This window comes from Bacillus sp. JFL15, assembly GCF_001184225.1.
Classification (GTDB): domain Bacteria; phylum Bacillota; class Bacilli; order Bacillales; family Bacillaceae; genus Bacillus; species Bacillus siamensis.
This window is the reverse complement of sequence record NZ_KQ236689.1, coordinates 2818978-2841499: the sequence shown is the minus strand read 5'-3', so window position 1 is coordinate 2841499 and position 22522 is coordinate 2818978. Positions and strand designations below refer to the sequence as shown.

Genomic DNA, 22522 nt, shown 5'->3' with positions numbered 1-22522 from the left:
ATCATACTACACTTCGCTGAAACGTTCAATGTCAGATGTAATATCAAAAACCGTCAGCTGCCTTTCCCATTTATTAACGGTCTCGCCTGGCACCATGCCGATTTTTTCCGCGACGCGGACGGAAGCAAGATTATTCGGGTCAATCAGCCCCGCGATACGTCCGTATTGTTTCGTGTGAAAACCATACTTCAGACAGGCTTTCGCAGCCTCCGTCGCATAACCGCATCCCCAGCAGCTGCGGGCAACCATATAGCCGATTTCCATCAATGTGTTTCCGTTTACCGTCTGCGGAACGATTCCGCATTGACCGAGAAATGCGCCCGTCTCTTTATCCTCTGCGATCCAAAGACTGACGCCGTATCCTTTGGCCAGACGTTTGTTCCAGGCAATCCATTCCTTTGTTTCACGCCTGCTTTTAAGAGAAGGATAATATTTCATGACCTCTTTGTCGGTAAACAGCCCGTACAAATTTTCTTCATCGTCATCCCGCATGGTCCGCAGGCGGATACGCCCGGTTGTCAGGATGGTGCCGGAAGATTTATGTTTCATCATACACGCCACGCTCCTTTCCCTGTAATAGATTATGGATCCGGCGGGAAAAGTCCTTTTTCAGCGTAAAAAACCGCTTTTAAAAAAAAGCGGTTTGGCGATTGATTACCAAGGCTTATCTGTTCCGAGCGCCTCAGCCAGGGCCTTGCTGTGTTTTAAGCGGTTTTTTCGTTCTCCGGCGCGCTGAACGGCCGTCTTGTGAAGCATGATTTCTTCCTCGGTTTCCGGCACGATCCGCGGAACGGGCACCGATTTCCCGTTTGAATCAAGCGCGACGAATGTCAGAAACGACGTTGCCGCAAGCTCGCGTTCACCCGTCATCAGATGCTCTTTAATGACTTTGACAAACACCTCCATAGACGATGTGCCGACCCATGTGACGTAGGATTCAAGACATACGGAATCCTGTTGGCCGATCGGGCGCAAAAAATCTACAGAGTCCATTGAGGCCGTGACTGTTTCACATCGGCAGTGACGGGCCGCGGAAATTGAGGCGATATCATCTATGTAGCTCATCAGCTTTCCGCCAAACAGCGTATTGTGATTATTCGTATCGAGCGGAAAAACCCTGCTTGTCTTGACAACCCTTGTTTCTTTGCAAAACCTTGATTCTGGCAACTTCATATGATTTAAACTCCCCTTTGTGTCTGGTCGTACTGCATCTGTACCTTATTAAACAATAATTTGACCATTTTGTCTAAAATTTTAAATGTTAAGTTGGTTAGATATTCTATCAGAAATGTTTCATTATTCATCGCATCCGGGAATAATAAACGCACATTGATTACTGATAGGAGGCTGTCACATGGACGTATCCATTCCCAAATTCACACAGAAACCGGCATGCCGAAGTGAATATGATGCTTTGAAGACCGTTATCTTATGCCGGCCGGAACACATGGCCATCAAAGATATTATTAACGGAACACAAAAACATTTCAAACAAGAAAATATTGACATCCCCGCCGCCCTCAAACAGCATGATGCATTTATTGACATTTTAAAATCCCATCAGATTGAAGTCGTCCTGCTTCCCGCCGATCCCGGTTTGCCCGAGCAGGTATTCACCCGGGATATCGGATTTGTCTTAGGAGAGACGGCGTTTATTTCAAGCATGGCGGCTTCAGTCAGGCAGGGAGAAGAAAAAGTCTTTCAAAACCTGCTTGACGAGGAGAACATCCCTTATACGCGGCTCAGAAAAGCGAACATTGAAGGCGGCGACGTCATGATCGCAGACGGCACCGTTTATGCCGGGCTGAGCGAGCGCACGGATAAAACGGCTGTCCGGGAGCTGCAGGAAGCGCTGCCGGAGATGACCGTTGTGCCGATCCCTCTCAAGGAGGATTTCTTACATTTGGACTGTGTATTTAATATGATCTCGGAAACGGAGGCGCTATACTGCAAAAATGGCTTGGGGCAAAAAGAAATTGATCTTCTCGCCGAACGTTTTGAGCTGATAGAAGTGCCTGAAGAAGAGCAATTTACGCTCGGCCCGAATATCCTGTCCATCGGGAATCAGACAATTATCAGCCTGCCCCAGCACGGTCATACGAACCGCGAGCTCAGAAAAAGAGGATATAAAGTCATTGAAACCGAGTTTTCCGAAATTATTAAATCAGGCGGTTCCTTCCGCTGCTGCACCCTTCCGCTTGTCAGAACATCTTAAACATTTACAAGGCAGTTTCCTTCAAGATACGTTAATATAGAGAAGACAAGACTTAAAGGGGGAAACCGAATGGCTAAGTACATAGGATATGCGGGAACATATACAAAAGGCGGAAGCGAAGGCATTTATTGTTTTGAACTTGATACAGAAGCGAAACGGCTCAGCCGGCCGAAGCTGGCTGCAAAGCTCGGCAACCCGACGTACGTCACACCGAACTCTGATAACAGCATGCTGTATTCCATTGAAAAAGCAGACGGTAAAGGCGGCGTGGCAGCCTATCAGATTCATCAGAACAGCGGGGAATTAACTTTTGTGAACCATCAGCTGATTGAAGGCCCGTCACCGTGCCACGTCAGCATTGATGAGAAACATGAATATGTTTTAACCGCGAATTATCACAGCGGAAAAGTGCACGCCTTTCCGGTCAATGAGGACGGAAGCCTGCGGGAGCCGGCAGCCGAAGCCGCTCATACGGGGACTGGCCCTCATGAAAGACAAGAGAAGCCGCATGCCCATTTCGCGGGCTATACACCTGAGCATAACTACATTGCAGCCCTCGATTTAGGGACGGATACGCTGTATACGTACCAAATGAAAAACGGTGCGCTCACTGAGGTGAAAACCCATTCTTTCGCACCCGGTTCAGGGCCGCGCCACATCGTTTTCCATCCGGCGGAGAAATACGCCTATGTCATGACGGAAATCAGCAATGAAGTCATTGCGCTTGAATACAACCCGACCTTAGGTGAATTCAGAGAGCTTCAGGTCATTTCCGCTTTGCCAGAAGGATTTACGGACAAATCGCAGGGCAGCGCGATCCGCATATCTAAAGACGGCAGATTTCTTTATGCCGCCAACCGCGGACATGACAGCATCGCCATCTTTAAGATCAACCAGTATTCCGGTGAATTGTCTCTTCTTGAATGGGTGCCGACAGAAGGAAACTGGCCGCGTGATTTCGCGTTTGATCCGTCCGAAACATTCCTTGTCGCGTCAAATGAAGAAACGGGAAATCTGGTTTTGTTTGAACGTGACTCCGAAACGGGCGGACTGACTCTGCTTCAATCCGACGTACCGGTTCCGTATCCGGTCTGCGTGTCATTTCTCCATCAGGTTTAATCAAAAAGAAAGCTGACGGCATAAGGTCAGCTTTCTTTTTTGTATAAGTGGCAGGCGACAAAACGCCCTGTCTTCACTTCCTCAAGCTCAGGCGTTATTCTGCCGCAGATCTCCATCGCTTCAGGACATCGCGTCCTGAACACACAGCCGCTCGGCGGGTTAAGGGGACTCGGCAGCTCCCCTTTCAGAACGATCCGTTCACGCTTGTCCTCAAGAAGCGGATCAGGAATCGGGATTGAGGATAAAAGCGCCTTCGTGTAAGGGTGAAGCGGTTCCTTATAAAGCGCAGCGCTTTCTGTGATTTCCATCATGCGCCCCAAATACATCACGCCGATCCGGTCGCTGATATGCTTAACCATTGATAAATCGTGAGCTATAAATAAAAATGTCAGCCCCTTCTCTTTCTGAAGCCTTTTTAAAAGGTTGACGACCTGGGCCTGTACGGACACATCAAGCGCGGAAATCGGCTCATCCGCCACAATAAACTCGGGGTGCAGAGAAAGCGCTCTGGCAATCCCGATTCTCTGCCTCTGTCCGCCGCTGAATTCGTGGGGATACCGGCTGCCGAAATCCGGATGGAGCCCGACAGATTCAAGCAGTTCATCGGCCATCATCAGCCGGGCTTTACGGGTATTGTAAAGATTATGGATTTCCATCGGCTCCATAATAATTTCCCGTACGGTCAGGCGCGGATTTAACGAGGCGTACGGGTCTTGGAAAATCATCTGCAGCTTGCGGAAGAGGACGGACCGCTGTTCTGCCGCGGCACGGTGTATGTCCGTCCCTTCATATGATACCGATCCGGCCGTCGGGTCATACAGACGGAGAATAACCCTTCCGAGCGTCGATTTACCGCAACCCGATTCTCCGACGAGTCCAAATGTTTCCCCTCTTTGAATGTGAAAACTGACACCGTCGACTGCTTTGACGGCTTTCTTTCTTCCGGCGTCAAAATGCATTTTCAGCCCGCTGACTTCAAGGAGCGGAGATGCCGTCATATTCATTCCCCCTTTTCGCTTATACAGCGGCGTACGGTGCATAATTCTTTTTCATAGACGGTTCCTTTCAAACGCAGCACTTCGATGGCTTTTCCCGTTTTCGGGGAGTGCAGCATCCTGCCGTCTCCAAGCGCCAAACCGACATGGTGGATCGCGCCTTTCCCTTCTTCATAGGCGAAAAACAAAAGGTCAGCCGGCCGGATATCGTTTACTTCTGCGCCGCGTCCCGCTTTTGCCTGTTCCCGGGCATCTCGGGGAAGGGTATAGCCGTTTGCTTTAAATATCGAATATATCAATCCGGAGCAATCAAACCCGAAACCGCTCAGTCCTCCCCATAAATACGGAAGCCCAAGAAACATCATGCCCGTTTCAATGACATCTGCGGCCCGCCCTTCCGTATGCCGAAATTCATCTGCGTCAGCTTCATTTATGAGCCGTTCCCCGAGCGGCGTCATCACACGAAAAAAGCCTTTTTCACGTCCTGATGCCGGAAGACGCGTTAAGAAACTCACTTCCAAGTCAGGTTCGCCGTTTGTGTGATATAAAAAAGCTGTCGGTTTGGTAATCCAGACGGCGGGAGAAGATGTTTGAAAGCCGGATGCTGAAAGCTGGCTTTTCTTCATCCAGCCCGGATATCCGCGCGCGTCCTTTTTTGAAGGCTGACCGGGAACGGCAACAAAAGCCCATTCTCCTTCTTCTTTGAGAATGATCACCTCTTCCCCGAAGAGCACTTGCGTTTGGACAAGATTGTCCGTGCATAATTGGAGCCGCTCTTCATATCCCATAGCCGCCAGCCATTTTCTGATCTTGGGCGGGTTTTCAAGCATCGGCGCATCATGCGAACGGGGAGATGACGGCAGCGTCCATATGTTGGCTGCCGCCGCTGTTACGGCTGCTCTCATTGTTTCGCCTCCTCTTGCACTGACACACCGGTAATGCCGAGACCCGGTTCATCGGGGATCGTAATCTGGCTGCCGCTGTATGTAATGCCGCCTTTAATGAGATCATTTTTCAGCATAAGCGGCGCATCAAAATCAAACTTTGTCACATTGCGTTTGCCCGCTGCAAAATGGGCTGCGGCGGTGATGCCGAGCTTGGTCTCAATCATGCTGCCGACCATGCATTCCACCCCGCACGTTTCCGCCATCGCATTGATTGTTTCCGCCTGCTTGATGCCGCCCGCTTTCATCAGCTTAATATTGATTAAATCGGCGCTTCTCGTCTGCAGCACGCAAAAGGCCTGACGGGGCGTAAACACGCTCTCATCCGCCATAATCGGCGTGTCTACGGCATCGGTGACCTGCTTCAGCCCGCCGATATCGTCTTTGTGAACAGGCTGTTCGACCAGTTCAATGCCGAGTCCGGCGTCTTCCATCTTTCGGATCGCGGTCACGGCTTCTTTCGGCGTCCAGCCTTGATTCGCGTCCAGTCTCAGTTTGACGTTTGCGCCGACACGTGATCTGACCGCCTGAATCCGCGCCACATCGTCTGATATGTCACCTATGCCGACTTTTATTTTTAAAATACGAAACCCTTTATTCACATAATGGTCTGCGTCCCCCGCCATCTCCTCTGGAGAATTGACGCTGACGGTAAAATCCGTTTCCAGTGTATTCCGATAGCCGCCGAGCAGCCGGTAAAGCGGCTGCCCGTGCATTTGCGCCCATCCATCATATACAGCCATATCTACAGCGGCTTTTGCGCTTTGATTTCTTTCCAACAGCCGGCTGATATCATACAGCACAGCTTCCATGCCGGAAAGGCTCCGCCCCAAGAGAGCGGGCTTCAGCACATCGCAGACTGCGCTTTCAATACCGGCCGCGCTGTCGCCTGTAATCACAACCGTCGGCGGTGCCTCGCCCCATCCGGTCAGACCGTTGTCAAATGTGAGCTTCACAATGACAGATTCAGCATAGTAAACCGTGCGCAAAGCGGTCTTAAACGGCTTTTTCAGCGGGACGGATACCCGCCCCGTTTGAATATCTGTTATCCTCACGCCTGATCACTCCTTTCCGGAAACCCCCGATTCAATCGTTACCGCTTTGGCCGCCGTATCCATAACCGCGCGGGCTCCGATCGGAACGGCGAAGCTCGGTGAACAATGACCGATTTTAAAGCCTTTAAGCGCAGGCTTTCCTGATTTGACAATGTAATCGTTCAGCACTTGCTCTAAAGTAAGAGATTTTTCTTTATTCTTCGGTTCGCATTGGTGAAAATCACAGACCAGAATTCCTGCCGCGTCTGACAGTTTTCCGGCCATTTTTAATTGATTCAGCATTTTGTCGATTTGATACGGCTCCTCATCAATATCCTCGATAAACAGCAATTTGTTTTTTGTATCAATTTCAAACGGCGTGCCGAGTGTCGATGTAATGAGGGACAGATTGCCGCCCGCAAGCTCTCCCTCGGCTCTTCCGTCTGTCAGCACCTCTAATGGGGAAATGTCCTCCGTATAGGTGAATTCCGTTTCTGCGAAAAGCTGGTGATATGACGCCTTTGTCAGCGGATCAGCATCATCAAGCCCGACATCCGTACTCAGCATCGGGCCGTGAAATGTGACGAGTCCCGTATTTTGATGAATGGCGGTATGTAAAAACGTAATATCACTGTATCCCCAGAAAATTTTCGGATTGCGGCGGATTAAGCCGAAGTCGATATCAGCGGCAATGCGGCTCGTGCCGAATCCTCCGCACGCGCATATCACTGCTTTGACTTTCTGATCGCTAAACATGTCATGAAGATCATCGAGACGCGCGCGGTCCTCTCCCGCCAAATAGCCGTGACGGGCTTTCAGCGCCCGGCCGAGTTTCACTTGAAGACCAAGCTCATCTTCTAAAAAAAGCAGCGCGGTTTGCAGCGTCCCGCTCTCAGGCGGGCTCGCAGGGGCAATCACACCGACCGTGTCGCCTTTTTGCAGTGCTTTCGGTTTATGGTTCATGGCTTTTTCAATCTCCTTTTCCATGGATTGAAAAGTGAAACAGCCCGCTCCTTTAACGTCAAAAGAGCGGTATTTGTTTCCGTTGTGATATCAGGACTTTTCCGCCCATTTTAGATCAATGTAACCGACGGGATGCCGGACAATGCCTTTCACACCGCTGTTCTGCAGGTGCACTTGATTGTAAAAATAAATCGGAATGATCGGTGCCTCGTTCATGAGCAGCTTTTCCGCTTTATGCATGAGCGCAAAACGTTTTTTTGCATCGGCTTCCTGTTTTGCCTGTTTGATATATTCGTCGTAATCCGCGCTGCCCCAGCCTGTGCGGTTCATGGAATTCCCCGTCTGGAAAGCTTCAAGAAAACTGATCGGATCTGCGTAATCCGGTAAAAATGAGCTTTGAGAAAACTGGAACTTCAGTCCTTTCTGCTCCTCTAAAAAGACGTTCCATTCCATATTGGCGAGCTTAATGTCTATACCGAGCACACTTTTGAGCTTCTGCTGTATCGCTTCCGCTATTTTCTTATGCTCCGGTTTTGTGCTGTATGTCAGTGTGACATCAGGCAGCTTGTCATAATGCTCTTCTGCCATGCCCTTTTCCAGCAGTTTTTTGGCTTCTGATTCATTCGGGGTTAATAAACTGCCGCCCGCTTCGCGGAAATCTTTCCCGTCAGGCTGCGTAAATCCCGGAGATACGAAAGCATGCGCCGGCTTTTCCCTGTTTTTGGTCACATAATCCGTGATTTCTTTTTGATCAATGGCTGCAGCAAACGCTTTTCTAATCTTTTCATTTTGGAACGGCTCCATTTTTACGTTAAAGCGATAGAAATAAAGTCCGGCCTGATCCCACGTGCGGACGTTTTTTCCGCCCATCAGCTGCTCACTCAGTTCTGCCGGCACGAAAGCGGTATCCAAATCCCCCGACTGGAACATTTGATAGTCTGTATTCCGGTCACTGACCATCGCCCATGTGACTTGATCCAGTTTCACCGTCTTTTTATCCCAGTACGTCTCGTTTTTGACCATCGTCATGCTGTCATCATGCTTCCATTCCGTCAGCTTGAACGGTCCGTTGCCGACAAAGGTTTTCGCTTCAGTGAACCATTTCGGATCAGCCTTGGCGGCCTTTTCATTAATCGGGAAATACGCCGGATTGGATACGACGCTCAGAAAATAATCCTGCGGTGCCGCCAATGTGACGACCAGTGTTTTTTTATCTTTTGCCTCAACTTTCACGTCTTCTTTTTTGCCTTTTCCGCTGTTAAATTCTTCTCCGCCCTTGATCATGTAGCCGAGAAATGCGGAAGATGCGCCCGTTTTCGGATCAAGCATCCGTTTCCAGGCGTAGACGAAGTCATCCGCCGTGACGGGATCGCCATTTGTCCATTTGGCATTATCACGGATATTGAAGGTATATGTCAGCTTATCAGCGGACACCTTCCAGCTTTCCGCCATGGCCGGTTCGGGCTTATTATCTTTTCCAAGCCTCGTTAAGCCTTCCATGATGTTATTGAGCGGCTGCCAGGAAACATTATTAAATCCGATCGGCGGATCAAGTGAGGTCGGCTCATTTTCGTTATTGAGCCGGAGCACCGTTTCGCCCCCCTGTTCTTTTGCTTTGCCGGGTTCTGTCCCCGCCTGCTCATTGGCCGTACAGCCCATCAAAGCAAACGAAACAACAGCAATCACTCCGATCGCCCATCTCTTTTTCATTTAAATCCCCCTTTTTCCTCTGCTGCCGTCAGCTGTTTGTGCTTCAGCCGCTCTGCACGGTGATCCTGAAGCCAGCAATTGACGAAATGGCTTTTGGATTTCACGGTTGTTTCCGGATATACCTTTTCACAGACGATCATCCTGTCCGGACAGCGGGCGGCAAACGGACAGCCCGGCGGCGGATCGAATAAATCAGGCGGAGTCCCGTCAATCGGCGAAAGCTCACTGTCCTCCATATCCAGCCGCGGCACTGAGCGGAGCAGCCCCTTTGTGTAGGGATGAGCCGGCCGGTAAAAAATATCATGCCTCGTGCCGATTTCGGCGATTTTTCCCGCATACATGACGGCCACCCTGTCAGCGGTTTGAGCGACAACACCGAGGTCATGCGTGATCAGAATAATAGATACGCCTGTTTTTCTTTGAATCTTCTTAAATAATTCAAGGATTTGCGCTTGAATCGTCACATCAAGAGCCGTTGTCGGTTCATCGGCGATCATGATTTCCGGCTCACAGATCAGCGCCATCGCGATCACGATCCGCTGCCGCATGCCCCCGCTTAATTGGTGAGGATACTGCTTCAGGCGGGATTTCGAGTCAGGGATTCCGACCAGATCCAGCATAGCGAGAACCTCGGATTCAGCTTTTTTTCTCGTCATGGCGCGGTGTTCCAACAGCGCTTCCGAAAGCTGATCCCCTATGGTCAACGTCGGATTGAGCGCCGTCATCGGGTCCTGAAAGATCATAGAAATGTCGCGCCCCCGAATTCCCCGCATTTCCCGCTCCGTCATTTGGCAAAGGTCTTTCTGTTTAAATTGTATGCTCCCGGATTCAATCTTTGCCGAATGTTTCGGAAGAAGACCCATCACGGCTTGTGACGTCACGCTTTTTCCGCAGCCCGATTCACCGACGATCGCAAACGTTTCACCTTTATATAAATCAAAGCCGACGCCTCTGACGGCTTTTACTGTGCCGCCGTATGTCGAAAAAGTAACATGCAGATTTTGAACTGAAAGAATTGGCTGCGTCATTTTTCCTACCTCCTCAGTTTCGGATCTAACGCGTCCTGCAAGCCGTCTCCAAGCACGTTAAACGCGTACATCGTTAAGGAAATGAAAAAGGCGGGGAAAAACAGCCGCCACCAATGGCCTGATAAAATCGCCGGCAGCCCGTCGTTTGCCATGACGCCCCAGCTTGCAAACGGCGCCTGAATGCCGAGTCCGAGAAAACTTAGAAATGATTCCGCAAAAATCGCCGCCGGCACCGTCAGCGTCATTTGGACAATAATGGCTCCCATCGTATTCGGCAGCAGATTTTTCTTAATGATCCGAAATGTTTTCGCTCCAAACGTTTTCGAAGCAAGCACGTGTTCATCATGCTTCATCCTCAGCACCTGCCCTCTGACAATCCGCGCCATGCCGACCCATCCCGTCACGGTCAGAGCGACGATGATGGAACCGAGCCCCGGCCCCATCATCACCATTAACAAAATGACAACGAGCAGATACGGCAAGCCGTAGAGAACCTCGATGATTCTCATCATGGCGCTGTCTGTCCGCCCTCCTTTGTAGCCGGCGATGCCGCCGTAAATGACGCCGATCAAAAAGTCGATCAACGCCGCCATCACACCGACAAATAAAGAGATCCTCGCTCCGTACCACGTTCTTGTAAACACGTCCCGCCCAAGCTCATCGGTTCCGAACCAATGTGAAAGAGACGGCGGAAGATTCTGCTCGGCGAGCGTCTGCCTCGTCACACTGTGCGGTGATATCAGCGGACCGAACACAGCCGATAGAAACAGGCAGCATAAAATCACAAGGCCGGCCATCGCCAATTTGTTCTTTTTAAGCCTCCGCCACGCATCCTGTGTGTAAGACAGACTCGGGCGCTTCACCGACTCGGTTTCACCCTTTCTTTCCAGGCCCGGCTGAAACCAGTCATCTGGCACTTCTGTGTGTTTTACCGTTTCTTGCGGGAGACTCATCAGACTCACCCTTTCTTATGAAGTTTTATGCGCGGATCCAGCAGGCCGTATGCCAAATCAACCAGAAACAGCATGACGATCAGAATCACACTGTAAAAAACGGTCGTTCCCATAATCACCGGGTAGTCACGCTGATTGATGCTTTCCACGAAATATTTGCCCATTCCCGGAATGGCAAAGATTTTCTCGATGACGAAACTGCCCGTCAGGATACTTGCAGCAAGCGTGCCGAGTACTGTCACAACGGGCATAAGAGCATTTTTCAAGGCGTGTTTGATGATAATTTTGACAGGGGAAAGACCTTTTGCTTTTGCCGTGCGGATATAATCCTGAGTCAGCACTTCGGCCATGCTTGACCTTGTCAGCCTTGCGATAATGGCCATAGGGCCGACGGCAAGCGCTACAGTCGGCAGCACCATGTGAATGGGGCTCGTCCAGGTGGCTGCCGGAAACCATTTCAGATGAACTGCGAATTGCTGAATCAGCAGTGTCGCCATAATAAAATTCGGAATGGAAATCCCCAGCACCGCAAGGCTCATGGCTGCATAATCGAGAAAGCCGCCGCGTCTGAGAGCGGCCGTTATGCCGAGCGCGAGCCCTGAAATAACAGCGATGATGATCGCCGTTATGCCAAGCTCAAAGGAAACGGGAAATCCGCGTTCAAGCATGGCGTTTACACTGTCTGACGGTTTTTTGATTGAAGGACCGAAATCAAAGGTGAGAATGGATTTTAGATAAATGGCGTATTGAGTGATAAGAGGTTCGTTCAGATGGTAGTAGGATTCGAGATTTCGCTGGACCGCTTCGTTTGTGCCCCGCTCCTCGTTAAAAGGCGAGCCGGGTATCACTTTCATCATGACAAATGTCAGAGTGGTGATGACGAGCATGGTCACAATCATGGCGATAAAACGTTTGATAAAATACCGCAGCATGCCGTTCACCCCTTTAACAGAATGTTGTTCTCATGGCGAGTTCTGTCATGACGAGCATGGCCTGATAAGCTTCCGGCATGTCTTTTGCCTGAAATTGAACGGTTGTCGTTCCCGGTACAATTTCTGTGCCCGGCATTAAATGAGCCCATTCAGCCTGTCCGTAGTTGGCAAATTCAATGCCTAATACAGGTCGATCAGGCGGTGTCAGCGGCTTGACCTTATCTTTATTTTTGAGCGCATAAGCTGTTTTTTCCGTCAGGAGCCGCCCGGCTTTTTGAGGAGACAGGCATTTGACAGCGGTTCTTGAAATGGATTGTTTGACGGCGGCAGTCGTCACATTCGGTATCAGCTCCTCCGCTTCTTTTGCGGCGCAATCGTCTCCGGCTGCCATGATAACCGGGACGCCGTAAAATCCGGCGAGGTAGGCATTCAGCCCCAGTTCACCGACCGGCTGATCATTTATGTAAAAATGGCGCACGCCGAAAATCATGCTGTGTGACATGACGCCCGGCATCGAGGCTCTTGCATGATAGCCGATAAACATCACGCCCGAATATGATTCATCAAGCCCTTGCATCATAGAAAACGGCTTGACATCCCCCGTGATCAGCTCTGCCTCAGGATGAAGTTTTTCTGCAAGCAGATTATTCATCTTAGAGTGGCTGTCATTCACAGTCACTTCCGTGCATCCGTTATTAAACGCTTCAGCGATGCACCAGTTTGCTTCTTCAGTCATCAGAACCCTGCCGCGCTCATAATTGTGCATGCGGGAATTGACAAATGTTTCATCCGGCAGTCCGGAAATCCCCTCCATGTCTACAGATAGATACAGTTTCATATAATGCCTCCTTTTTTATTTAAATTCCGATATTAAATTATGAATATTCTAACAAATTATATTAAAAAAGGATGAAACATGCAATATACCATTATGCCTTTATAGGAAAAAACAAACCCTTTTCACAGGGAAAAGGGTTTGTTGATAGAAAAAGTTACATTCTGTTTTTGTTTATAGGGTGACCCTGAAACTGTCTGACCGCACTTCTGTATTCGCGATCGGGAATGACCTGATGCCTGATCGGTTCAGGAACCTGCGGCGAAGGCTCTTCAGCCGCCTGCCTGCGTACGGTATGCGGTTTATGCGCCAGCTTATGTCCCATGCCGGTCGCATTCATGACAAATGATAAACACACTAAAAGCAGGCTAAAGATAAAAGCAATTAGAAACAGATCGCTGTATGTCCCCATCAGCTGGTCATGCGGCGATTGTGTGCTGCGCGCGCCCCAAAGCGTGCCCGAAGCATCTCTTTTCGTAAAATACCCGATTAATACAGGCGCGCCCATATAAATGAACAGCCGTAAAAACTGAACGGCCGTCATGCGTTTCACCAGTTCCGGAAGCGGTCCGCCCAACGCGGCGCCCATCAGTCCGGCCGCCACGATAAGCCCTGTCCCTGCCGCCAGCATCACGAAAAGACCCGCAAATAGAATAAGCGGCAGATGATGATCCGTCGTCATCCATTGAAAATTCACGAACACCAATATAACAGAGCCTGTTATGCCGAGCATGCCCGGGCCGACTTTATCATATGCTAAAGCACTGATGACAGCGGCAACGGCCACGCCTCCCAAAAGGCTCGCATATAAGAATATTAACTGGGTTTGTGATAAATAGTATGCCGTCTGAAGCTCCCCGCGAAATGCAGAAAGGCTGACCGCTATGGAAATGCTGGCCGCGGCGATCATGAAAACACCCAGAATCGGCTTTGGAATCAGCATAAGTTTAATCGAAATCAGCGCATGTTCGTTTCTGTACTGCATAATCAGCAGGATCAGCAGAATGACGAAGCTTCCGCCAAATCCCGCCAATGTCTGCCATGATGAAAAGCCCCATTTCGGCAGATGAATAAACGTATAAGCGGTCAGCACGGCTGATATACCGGCCAAAAGAAAACCGATGCTGTCAAATGGAGATTTTTCAGCATTTTTATGAGCATCATCCCGCAGCCACATATAACTGAAAATCAATCCGAATAGAGACAGCAGGCCAAAAATGATAAACAGCCAATGCCAATGGCCGGCGCTTGCCGCCGTGCCTAATACGGTCCCCATAATGACGGCTCCGTAAAATCCGCCGATTAACACAAATAATGCGTAATTGCGCCGCTCAATCGGAAACGAAAGCACCAGCATCGGAATCATAATCATCAGCATAGTGCCCGCCGCAGCTCCCTGCAGCAAACGGCCCGCAGCGAGCAGGTAAATATCATTCGTCACAGCAGCGAGCAGCGCACCGATGACACCCGTGGCCATCGAAATCATATAGACAGGCCGGGAGCCGAACCTTTTTCTTAAATACGGCCCAGCCGGCACAAATAAGGCGAATGCCATATTACCGATAATAATCGGATGAAAAGAGTCAAAGTTTTCCCCGCCGACCGTCTGCCGGACAAAGCTTTGGACAGCCGCAAGAGCGGTGTTCGACATCAGTCCCGGCCCGACCGCCAGCACAGCAAGCAGAGAAATAATCCAGTGATGTTTTTCTTTCATTTGACAGCCCCTTTCCAAAATTTGATAAAGTGAAAAAGCTAACAGATTTCCCCATTAGCTTGACAGAATTTTCATATCTTTTCATGTGAAGGATTGAACATAATATCTCATTTATTATTTCAAATCCGATGGAAATTGTCAATATAGAGCGCCGCCGTCCGATTACGTCTTTTTCACAATTTCCCACAATCTTTTCATTATTATCCCACATTTTTTGTTTAAGATGGAGTCAGTAATAATAGGCAAATCATGCTATGATGAAATAGAGAAACGGAGTGAACATGATGGATAACTATCGTGATGAAAATCGGACAGACCAAAAAGAACAGGAAGTCCTTTTAGTAAAAGAAAATCAGCAGCCGGCGAGATATGCCGCGCCGGACGATGACAAGAAAAAACGAAGCTTCGGCTGGTTCAGACCGCTTCTCGGCGGGGTGATCGGCGGAGGGCTCGCCCTCGGCATCTATGCATTTACGCCGCTTGGAGACCATCAGACTCAAGATACTTCAAATCCGGCTCCCGCTCAGGAAACGTCTTCAGTAACCGCTAAGCAGACATCTTCTGATTCCGGCAGCGGCAAATCGGCAAACAGCTCATCAGCAAATTCAAGCAGCATTTCGAATATGGTGGAAGACATTTCACCGGCGATCGTCGGGATCACCAATCTGCAAAAGCAGCAAAACAGTTCAGATTTATTCGGATTCGGTTCCGGTTCAGATTCGAACTCAAATTCATCGGGTGAAGATGCTGAAACAGGCTCAGGTTCAGGCGTTATCTTTAAGAAAGCAAACGGCAAGGCGTATATTATTACGAATAATCACGTGGTTGAAGGCGCCTCTTCCCTTAAAGTGTCATTATATGACGGCACCGATGTAACAGCTAAACTCGTCGGCCGTGATTCGCTGACAGACTTGGCCGTATTAGAAATCAGTGATAAACACGTAACAAAAACGGCAAGCTTCGGCAGCTCATCCGCTCTCAGAACGGGTGAATCCGTGATCGCCATCGGTGATCCGCTCGGCAAAGACCTTTCCCGCACCGTCACACAGGGAATCGTGAGCGGTTTAAACAGAACGGTCTCGATTTCCACATCAGCCGGCGAGTCAAGTATCAACGTCATTCAAACCGATGCCGCGATCAATCCTGGAAACAGCGGCGGGCCGCTCTTGAATACAGACGGCAAAATCATCGGCATCAACAGCATGAAAATCAGTGAAAATGATGTAGAAGGCATCGGTTTTGCGATTCCGAGCAACGATGTCAAACCGATTGCCGAAGAGCTTCTCACGAAAGGACAGGTGGAGCGCCCTTATATCGGGGTGAGCATGATCGACTTGGAGCAAGTGCCGCAAAACTATCAGGAAGGCACACTCGGCCTTTTCGGCAAACAGCTGAATAAAGGGGTTTACATTCGCGAAGTGGCGCAGGGATCCCCTGCAGCCAAAGCCGGATTAAAAGCAGAAGACATCATTATCAGCTTGAAAGGGAAAGAAACTGACACGGGCAGCGAACTTCGCAATATTCTCTATAAGAATACGAAAGTCGGCAGCACCGTTGACGTGAAGATTATCAGAAACGGCAAGGAAATGACGAAAAAAATGAAACTGACTCAAAAAGAAGAAACATCGTCTTAACAAAAATCCAAGGCAGCGGCCTTGGATTTTTTTACATCAATAATGAAACTTTAAAGCGCAGACCGTCCGTATGAAAGATTGTACAAAGGAGCATACATACCTATGAAACATACCGGACTTTTGCTGGTCGTTACCGGCCTTATCTTATTGCAGCTGAGCATTCAGCTTCCTCAGCAAAACGTTGCTTGGGGCATGACGCTGGGTGCAAGCATTTTATTGAACCTGACGGGAACCGGCTTGATCATGCGCTCTCTGCACATCCAGACCGGCCGCAGATGAATGAAAAAATCCGCGGGACACTCTGTGTTCTTGCGGATTTTATTTTTGACATAAAAGCACCCTGCCCGGGTGGCCGGACAGGGTGTTTCGGTTAAGACATATGCTGATCCCGATAAACCTTTTCGTTTTTAATGCCGTACGCTTTTTGCACGATATAGAGCGGACGGTCTTTTGCTTCATCATAAATCCTTCCGATATATTCGCCGATTATTCCGAGCATTAAAAGAACGATGCCGCTGAATAACAGCTGTATCACAATCAGAGAGGACCAGCCCGTTATGGTGCTGTCTGTAAAGAGTTTCATATATAAAACGATAAACATATAGAGAAAACCCGCCCCGGACATCATCATTCCCGCGTAGCTTGCCGCCTTGAGCGGTTTATGGGAGAACGTTGTGATACCGTCCATTGAAAGCTTCAGCATTTTTTTAAGCGGGTATTTTGTTTCTCCCGCAAGCCTCTCATCACGTTCATATTCAACAGCAGTCTGCTTGAAGCCGACCCAGCTGACGAGCCCTCTGACAAAAGGATTTTTCTCTTTTAATCTTTTCATTTCGTCACAGACTTTTCGGTCAAGCAGGCGGAAATCTCCGGTATCGAGCGGAATATCAATATCAGTCACGCTCCGAAGCAGCCGGTAAAACATAGAAGCCGTCTGTTTCTTGAAAAAGGTTTCTCCCTTTCGTTTTGTTCTGACGGCGTACACGACATCGTAGCCTTCTTTCCACTGTTCAATCATATCAAGGATTAGTTCGGGAGGGTCCTGCAAATCGGCGTCAATGACGACGATTGCATTTCCCTCTGCGTAATCCATGCCCGCGGTGATCGCGATCTGGTGTCCGAAGTTTCTGGAAAAATCAATAATTTTCACTCTCGGATCAATCAGACTGTGTTCTCGTAATATTTCAATACTGCGGTCTTTGCTTCCGTCATTGACAAAGATTAATTCATAATGGTCTTTTGTTTGATCCATGACTTCCTTCAGGCGCTGATAGGTTGTCTGAATGACGGGTTCTTCGTTATACACCGGGACGACAATTGAATATTGAATATGTCTGCTCATATTTTTTCCTCCTATTCATCAGATTGCAGTTCGTATAGTGAAGCTGACTGATTCATTCCGCCGGGGCCGCCGCCCATCCGGCTGTTTTCACCTGAGGTCTTGCTGCGCTTTGTATCAGCTGCATCATGATTTTTCGTTTTCTGATCTGTGCTTGTTTGCCATTTATCTGAAGATACTTTCTTACCGTTTTTCTCAACCCATTCAACAATTTCGTTGTTTCCGCCTTTGCCCATTCCGGATGTTAAGAAGTATTTTACTTTCCCTTCTTTTACGAGCTTTTTAAATTGAGTCAGCGTGATGGCCGGATCAGATCCGCTGAATCCGCCGATCGCCATGACCGCTTTTTTCGTTTTGATAATGTAAGGCGCCGCTGTGTTGGAATCGGTTGTTGCAAATAGATAGTCCGCTCCGGCGTTATGTTTCTCTAAATAGCTGATCAGTTTTTTATTTACAGAGGCGTTATTCATTCCCATGCCTTTCCCGCTTGTTGACGCAAGCTGGGGGCCTGTTTCAGGCAATGAGCTGTTGCCCCCGTACAGAAGCGGTGTGCTCGCCCAATATATCGGCATCACCAGCAAGACGAGAAGAGCGGCAAGTGACAGATAATAACTGAGCGGTTTTTGGCGCTGTTTGAACACGGACAGAGCGATTGCAGACAAAGCTCCGATAACGCCAACACCGATGCTCCAGCCTGCGCCGATTTGATCAATCCAGTTTCTGAGGATAAACAGCTCAAATCCGGTTGTCACAAGAATGGCGGCCGGCAGAAGCCAAGACTTCCAGCCTGTCTCCGTGCGGTACAGATGAACGAGGGCGACCCATCCCGCACCGGCAAGAGCAGCAATCGGAGGGGCCAGCATAATGAGATAATAATGGTGGAAAAATTCCGCCACACTGAAGAATCCGGCAATCGGCACTAGCCACGCTGCCCAAAAGATCGTTTCCTTCTGTTCTTCTGACAATCTTCTTCTTTCTCTCGCCCCGGCGATCAGTAAACCGGCCATTCCAAAAATCGCAAACGGCAGGAGCCAGCTGATCTGATCAGATAATTCTTGTTGGAAGAGCCTCAGCGGACCGGGGGTTCCCGTCCCGAACATTCCTGAACCTGATTGCATTTTTGAGCCGGTGCCTGCGCCTCCTTTTCCTCCGCCGCTTGGAGGGCCTCCTTGACCGCCGCTTGGCATTTGCCCGTTAGATGGAGGTTCCGTCATGTTGCCGTTTTGTGATTTGCCTTCGCTTGAAGACTGTCCGGGCGGCGCCTGCATTTGTGATGAACCGGCGGAAGAAGCCTTTTCTTTCGAAGCGTTTCCGTGCAGCATGCCCTGACCGCCGCCCGAACTTTGGCCTGTCAGCCGCTGAATCCCGTTATATCCGAAAGCCAGTTCCAATACGGAGTTGGTCTGGCTGCTTCCGACATATGGCCGTTTGCCGGCAGGGATATTGTCAACAATGAGCGGCCACGATAACGAAACAGCCGCTAATACGGCCAGCGCGCTTACCAATGAAATGATTTTTTTCTTAATGGTTGTGTTTGCCGCAATCATATAGAACAGCAAGAAAGCCGGTAAAATCATATAAGCTTGAAGCATTTTTGTATTAAAGCCTACCCCGACGACAAAGAACGCCGCCAGAAGCCAAATCAGTTTTCCTTTACGAATCGCTTTAAAGAGGAGCCATGTGGCGAACAGCAGGAAAAAGACAAGTAAAGCATCGACATTGTTTGTCCGCGCGACCGCTGCAGCGATCGGGGTGCATGCCATGACAAATGAGGCGATGCGGGCCGCCGTTTTTCCGAACGTCGGCTTTATTAATAAGTACATGAATAGAACCGAGCCTACACCCGCCAATGCCTGAGGCAGGATGACACTCCACCCGTGCATACCGAATATCAGCGCGCTGATCGTTTGAATTTGGTATGTAACAGGCGGTTTATCTACCGTGATAAATCCGGCTGCGTCAAATGAAGCGTAAAAGAAATTATGAAAGCTTTGTAGCATACTCGTTACCGCTGCGGTGTAATAAGGGTTCACCGTATCGTCATTCCAGATGTTGTACATATTCAAGAATGCGGAAACGAGTAAAATGAGGATTAAGACTGCGTCTATCTCGCGTTTTTTCATTTTCACCTGTATTTTCACTCCTTTGGTTGAACTTTGAACAAGTGTAACAACCAAATGTGAAAAATTTATTAATAAACAAAGACAATTATTTTGCCGTTTACAAATGGGTAAAAAGAAGGACAAAACGGTTTTAGAAAGTAAAAAAAGATGCCTCCCTCAAGCCGCGGGAGGCATCTGTCATTATTCCTGATTTATTGAATCGGTTTCAGCCGCGCTTCTATTTCAGAACGGCGGTGTTCGAGATAAGGCGGAAGCGCCACCGTTTTGCCGAGCTCCTCAGGTTTTTCATCAACCATAAATCCCGGACCGTCCGTTGACAATTCAAACAGAATTCCGTTCGGTTCCCGGAAGTACAGCGCTTTGAAATAATAACGCTCTACGATGCCTGAGTTGCTGAAACCTTCTTTTGTAATGATGCGGTGCCATAAAGCAAGCTCCTCTTCATTCTGAACGCGGAAGGCCACATGGTGGACGCTGCCTTTCCCCGGACGCTCGCGCGGAAGATCGTTTCTTTCAATCAGATGGACTTCCGTGCGCGCGCCTCCGTTTCCTGATTCCAGCACTGTAACTGTGCCCCGGTCTTCATGGGTTTCTTTTCCGATTTCAGTGAAGCCGAGCACATCGGTTAACACACGCAACGTCGGCTCCGCATACGGGACAGTCAATTCAACGGGACCAAGACCGCGGAAAGAATATTCTTCCGGAATGCCGCTTTGTTTCACCGCTTCACCGATGTCTTTTCCTTTTTCGTCAGCCGTCAGTACAAGCCGCTGTCCTTCATGATCCTGAAAAGCGAGTGTCTCTCTGCCCGCTATTGTCACGATGTCGCCATGAGCGACCTGATGCTCTTCGAATCGTTTTTTCCAATATTGCAGCGCTTGTGCATCCGGGACACGCAGGCCGATTGAAGAAATACTGTTTGTTCCCGCATGAAACGGCGCAATCCGCGGAATTTCGAAAAACGTCAATTCAGATCCCGGATTTGCTGTTTCATCACCGTAAAACAAATGATACATCGTCGGTTCATCTTGGTTTACGGACTTTTTCACAAGTTTCAGTCCCAGGATGTCCCGATAGAAATCTAAATTTTTCTGCGCATCAGCCGTCATTGCTGATACATGGTGTATTCCGTTAACTTTCATTATGTTATCCTCCACTCAATTATCTCGATTTCGAGATATTTTATATATACAATTTATGTTATCCGGAGCATAAAGTCAACACATCTGCTTTGCCGGCGGTCTGCACATTTCCGCCTTCAAAATAACGAACTATAGAAATTTTAAAACTCTTAATGTTCGTTTTTAAAATAAGATATTTTCCTTATCAAAAGCGAAAACCTTTGTTTTTAAGCCAAAAACCGAAATCAGAAAATTTATTTTATTTGCGTTTCAGCAATTAGGGTTTACAATATGGAAAATAGTTTTTTCAGCATGACGATTTTACATCTGGAGGGAAAGGATATGCAGATTGAAGAAAACGGACTAAAAAAAGAGATCGGCCTTACCATCGCCCTCTCACTTGTTATCGGCACCATCATCGGTTCCGGCGTATTTATGAAACCAGGCGCCGTGCTTGCCTACTCCGGTGATGCAAAAACCGCGCTTATCGCGTGGCTGTTAGGAGGCATTTTGACGCTAGCAGGCGGCCTGACCGTTGCGGAAATCGGCACTCAGATTCCGAAAACGGGCGGACTTTATACATATCTTGAAGAAGTGTACGGCGAATTTTGGGGCTTTTTGTGCGGCTGGGTGCAAATCATCATTTACGGACCCGCGATTATCGGAGCAATCGGCTTGTATTTCGGCTCTTTGATGGCGCACTTGTTCAATTGGGATTCCGGCTGGTCTAAATTGATCGGAATTGCAGCCGTTTTGTTTTTAAGCATCATTAATATTATCGGAACGAAATATGGCGGCATCGTCCAAGGAATTACGACGGTCGGCAAATTGATTCCGATTATCTGCATGATTGTGTTCGGCCTTTGGAAAGGCGATCAGCATATTTTCACAGCCGTCACAAGCAGCATGTCGGAAATGAATTTCGGCGCTGCCATACTGGCTACCTTGTTCGCCTATGACGGCTGGATCCTGCTTGCGGCTCTCGGCGGTGAAATGAAAAACCCGGAAAAACTTCTCCCGAGAGCGATGACGGGCGGACTCTTGGTTGTCACCGCCATTTATCTTTTCATTAACTTCGCACTGCTGCACATTCTTCCCGCGACCGACATTGTCAAACTCGGTGAAAATGCCACAGGCACCGCTGCGGGAATGCTGTTTGGCGGTATCGGAGGAAAATTGATCAGCGTTGGGATCATCGTCAGCATTTTCGGCTGTTTAAACGGAAAGATTCTCGCGTTTCCGCGTGTCTCGTTTGCAATGGCAGAACGGAAACAGCTGCCGTTTGCCAGACAGATTTCACGGGTGCATCCGACGTTCCGCACTCCTTGGATTGCCGTGTCATTTCAGATCGCGCTGGCCATTATTTTTATGATCATCAGCAACCCTGATAAGCTGTCTGAAATCTCTATTTTCATGATTTATATTTTTTACGTCATGGCCTTTTTCGCCGTTTTCATTCTAAGAAAAAAAAGCGGCGGAAAACCGCGTGCCTACAGCGTGCCTCTGTATCCGGTCATTCCTGTTTTGGCCATAGCGGGTTCACTGTTTGTGCTGATCAGCACGATCATTACAGATACACTGAGCTGCGGGCTTTCCATCTTGATCGGTCTTGCCGGACTCCCGCTTTATTTTTGGCTGAAAAACCGCAGAAATGACTGACAAAAACGGTTCCTTTTACAGGAGCCGTTTTTTTTCGGCAAAATCACGTGCAAAAGTTGACAGCAAATTCACATCTTTTGTTATACTTTTTAAGCAAGATGTCTGAATTCGAAGTATGTTACGTTTTTTTGGCAAAGTGGGTAACATAAGAAAACAGGATGAGACACGTTTTTACGAAAAAATCAAGAGGCGTTTTTTTCGACT

20 protein-coding genes are annotated in these 22522 nt (G+C 48.8%); 5 read left to right on the top strand and 15 right to left on the bottom strand.

Annotation, left to right across the window (positions count from 1 at the left end; genetic code table 11):
- Nucleotides 1-6: 6 nt before the first annotated feature.
- Together AD710_RS14325 and AD710_RS14320 are read right to left on the bottom strand one after the other, a co-directional pair.
- The gene (locus tag AD710_RS14325) at nucleotides 7-552 is read right to left on the bottom strand and encodes a GNAT family N-acetyltransferase (protein ID WP_049628338.1); all 546 of its coding nucleotides are present in this window, start codon (nucleotides 550-552) and stop codon (nucleotides 7-9) included.
- A 102-nt stretch (nucleotides 553-654) separates the two neighbouring features.
- Complete coding sequence (locus tag AD710_RS14320; protein WP_016936407.1) at nucleotides 655-1173, bottom strand: acyl-CoA thioesterase; 519 nt, start codon at nucleotides 1171-1173, stop codon at nucleotides 655-657.
- A gap of 181 nt (nucleotides 1174-1354) precedes the next feature.
- On the opposite strand from AD710_RS14320, the gene AD710_RS14315 reads away from it, so the two are divergent.
- Nucleotides 1355-2215, top strand: coding sequence for a dimethylarginine dimethylaminohydrolase family protein (locus tag AD710_RS14315; RefSeq protein WP_049628337.1), 861 nt, complete (start codon nucleotides 1355-1357; stop codon nucleotides 2213-2215).
- A gap of 69 nt (nucleotides 2216-2284) precedes the next feature.
- The gene (locus AD710_RS14310) at nucleotides 2285-3334 is read left to right on the top strand and encodes a lactonase family protein (RefSeq protein ID WP_045925694.1); all 1050 of its coding nucleotides are present in this window, start codon (nucleotides 2285-2287) and stop codon (nucleotides 3332-3334) included.
- Between the two features lie 26 nt (nucleotides 3335-3360).
- Here AD710_RS14310 and AD710_RS14305 read toward each other — a convergent pair whose 3' ends face one another.
- From AD710_RS14305 to AD710_RS14260, 10 genes are all read right to left on the bottom strand, one after another.
- Entirely contained in the window at nucleotides 3361-4332 is a 972-nt protein-coding gene (locus tag AD710_RS14305; RefSeq protein ID WP_049628336.1) for an ABC transporter ATP-binding protein, read from the bottom strand.
- A gap of 2 nt (nucleotides 4333-4334) precedes the next feature.
- Nucleotides 4335-5234, bottom strand: coding sequence for a C40 family peptidase (locus tag AD710_RS14300; protein WP_049628335.1), 900 nt, complete (start codon nucleotides 5232-5234; stop codon nucleotides 4335-4337).
- Entirely contained in the window at nucleotides 5231-6328 is a 1098-nt protein-coding gene (locus AD710_RS14295; protein WP_049628334.1) for a mandelate racemase/muconate lactonizing enzyme family protein, read from the bottom strand. Before AD710_RS14295 ends, AD710_RS14300 begins: the two co-directional genes overlap by 4 nt.
- Before the next feature lie 6 nt (nucleotides 6329-6334).
- On the bottom strand, nucleotides 6335-7294 hold the full coding sequence (locus AD710_RS14290; protein ID WP_197083940.1) for a S66 peptidase family protein: 960 nt from the start codon (nucleotides 7292-7294) through the stop codon (nucleotides 6335-6337).
- Nucleotides 7295-7360: 66 nt separating this feature from the next.
- Nucleotides 7361-8980: a peptide ABC transporter substrate-binding protein gene (locus tag AD710_RS14285; protein WP_049628333.1), complete on the bottom strand. Its 1620-nt coding sequence runs from the start codon at nucleotides 8978-8980 to the stop codon at nucleotides 7361-7363.
- On the bottom strand, nucleotides 8977-10008 hold the full coding sequence (locus tag AD710_RS14280) for an ABC transporter ATP-binding protein (RefSeq protein ID WP_016936415.1): 1032 nt from the start codon (nucleotides 10006-10008) through the stop codon (nucleotides 8977-8979). The genes AD710_RS14285 and AD710_RS14280 overlap by 4 nt, the downstream gene beginning before the upstream one ends.
- A gap of 5 nt (nucleotides 10009-10013) precedes the next feature.
- Nucleotides 10014-10961: an ABC transporter permease gene (locus tag AD710_RS14275; protein ID WP_049628332.1), complete on the bottom strand. Its 948-nt coding sequence runs from the start codon at nucleotides 10959-10961 to the stop codon at nucleotides 10014-10016.
- 5 nt (nucleotides 10962-10966) lie between these two features.
- Entirely contained in the window at nucleotides 10967-11893 is a 927-nt protein-coding gene (locus AD710_RS14270; RefSeq protein ID WP_045925702.1) for an ABC transporter permease, read from the bottom strand.
- Nucleotides 11894-11906: 13 nt separating this feature from the next.
- The gene (locus AD710_RS14265) at nucleotides 11907-12731 is read right to left on the bottom strand and encodes a M55 family metallopeptidase (RefSeq protein WP_016936418.1); all 825 of its coding nucleotides are present in this window, start codon (nucleotides 12729-12731) and stop codon (nucleotides 11907-11909) included.
- A gap of 154 nt (nucleotides 12732-12885) precedes the next feature.
- Entirely contained in the window at nucleotides 12886-14442 is a 1557-nt protein-coding gene (locus AD710_RS14260; protein ID WP_049628331.1) for an MFS transporter, read from the bottom strand.
- Nucleotides 14443-14726: 284 nt separating this feature from the next.
- Here AD710_RS14260 and htrA point away from each other — a divergent pair, with 284 nt between their 5' ends.
- Both htrA and AD710_RS19900 read left to right on the top strand, forming a co-directional pair.
- Entirely contained in the window at nucleotides 14727-16076 is a 1350-nt protein-coding gene (htrA, locus tag AD710_RS14255) for a serine protease HtrA (protein ID WP_156187175.1), read from the top strand.
- 102 nt (nucleotides 16077-16178) lie between these two features.
- Nucleotides 16179-16355 carry a hypothetical protein gene (locus tag AD710_RS19900; protein WP_173425957.1) on the top strand — a complete coding sequence of 59 codons (177 nt, stop codon included), beginning with the start codon at nucleotides 16179-16181 and terminating at the stop codon, nucleotides 16353-16355.
- Between the two features lie 91 nt (nucleotides 16356-16446).
- Here AD710_RS19900 and AD710_RS14250 read toward each other — a convergent pair whose 3' ends face one another.
- The 3 genes from AD710_RS14250 to AD710_RS14240 form a co-directional block, all read right to left on the bottom strand.
- On the bottom strand, nucleotides 16447-17418 hold the full coding sequence (locus AD710_RS14250) for a glycosyltransferase family 2 protein (RefSeq protein WP_016936422.1): 972 nt from the start codon (nucleotides 17416-17418) through the stop codon (nucleotides 16447-16449).
- Between the two features lie 11 nt (nucleotides 17419-17429).
- Nucleotides 17430-19544, bottom strand: coding sequence for an ArnT family glycosyltransferase (locus AD710_RS14245; RefSeq protein ID WP_049628329.1), 2115 nt, complete (start codon nucleotides 19542-19544; stop codon nucleotides 17430-17432).
- A gap of 185 nt (nucleotides 19545-19729) precedes the next feature.
- Complete coding sequence (locus AD710_RS14240; protein WP_016936424.1) at nucleotides 19730-20680, bottom strand: ring-cleaving dioxygenase; 951 nt, start codon at nucleotides 20678-20680, stop codon at nucleotides 19730-19732.
- A gap of 321 nt (nucleotides 20681-21001) precedes the next feature.
- Between AD710_RS14240 and AD710_RS14235 the strand changes: the two genes are divergently transcribed.
- Nucleotides 21002-22318 carry an APC family permease gene (locus AD710_RS14235; protein WP_049628328.1) on the top strand — a complete coding sequence of 439 codons (1317 nt, stop codon included), beginning with the start codon at nucleotides 21002-21004 and terminating at the stop codon, nucleotides 22316-22318.
- Nucleotides 22319-22522 lie beyond the last annotated feature (204 nt).

Coding starts and splice junctions, on each gene's coding strand:
- AD710_RS14325 (WP_049628338.1), bottom strand. CDS start 552: ATGATGAAACATAAATCTTCCGGCACCATCCTGACAACCGGGCGTATC.
- AD710_RS14320 (WP_016936407.1), bottom strand. CDS start 1,173: ATGAAGTTGCCAGAATCAAGGTTTTGCAAAGAAACAAGGGTTGTCAAG.
- AD710_RS14315 (WP_049628337.1), top strand. CDS start 1,355: ATGGACGTATCCATTCCCAAATTCACACAGAAACCGGCATGCCGAAGT.
- AD710_RS14310 (WP_045925694.1), top strand. CDS start 2,285: ATGGCTAAGTACATAGGATATGCGGGAACATATACAAAAGGCGGAAGC.
- AD710_RS14305 (WP_049628336.1), bottom strand. CDS start 4,332: ATGACGGCATCTCCGCTCCTTGAAGTCAGCGGGCTGAAAATGCATTTT.
- AD710_RS14300 (WP_049628335.1), bottom strand. CDS start 5,234: ATGAGAGCAGCCGTAACAGCGGCGGCAGCCAACATATGGACGCTGCCG.
- AD710_RS14290 (WP_197083940.1), bottom strand. CDS start 7,294: ATGGAAAAGGAGATTGAAAAAGCCATGAACCATAAACCGAAAGCACTG.
- AD710_RS14285 (WP_049628333.1), bottom strand. CDS start 8,980: ATGAAAAAGAGATGGGCGATCGGAGTGATTGCTGTTGTTTCGTTTGCT.
- AD710_RS14280 (WP_016936415.1), bottom strand. CDS start 10,008: ATGACGCAGCCAATTCTTTCAGTTCAAAATCTGCATGTTACTTTTTCG.
- AD710_RS14275 (WP_049628332.1), bottom strand. CDS start 10,961: ATGAGTCTCCCGCAAGAAACGGTAAAACACACAGAAGTGCCAGATGAC.
- AD710_RS14270 (WP_045925702.1), bottom strand. CDS start 11,893: ATGCTGCGGTATTTTATCAAACGTTTTATCGCCATGATTGTGACCATG.
- AD710_RS14265 (WP_016936418.1), bottom strand. CDS start 12,731: ATGAAACTGTATCTATCTGTAGACATGGAGGGGATTTCCGGACTGCCG.
- AD710_RS14260 (WP_049628331.1), bottom strand. CDS start 14,442: ATGAAAGAAAAACATCACTGGATTATTTCTCTGCTTGCTGTGCTGGCG.
- htrA (WP_156187175.1), top strand. CDS start 14,727: ATGGATAACTATCGTGATGAAAATCGGACAGACCAAAAAGAACAGGAA.
- AD710_RS19900 (WP_173425957.1), top strand. CDS start 16,179: ATGAAACATACCGGACTTTTGCTGGTCGTTACCGGCCTTATCTTATTG.
- AD710_RS14250 (WP_016936422.1), bottom strand. CDS start 17,418: ATGAGCAGACATATTCAATATTCAATTGTCGTCCCGGTGTATAACGAA.
- AD710_RS14240 (WP_016936424.1), bottom strand. CDS start 20,680: ATGAAAGTTAACGGAATACACCATGTATCAGCAATGACGGCTGATGCG.
- AD710_RS14235 (WP_049628328.1), top strand. CDS start 21,002: ATGCAGATTGAAGAAAACGGACTAAAAAAAGAGATCGGCCTTACCATC.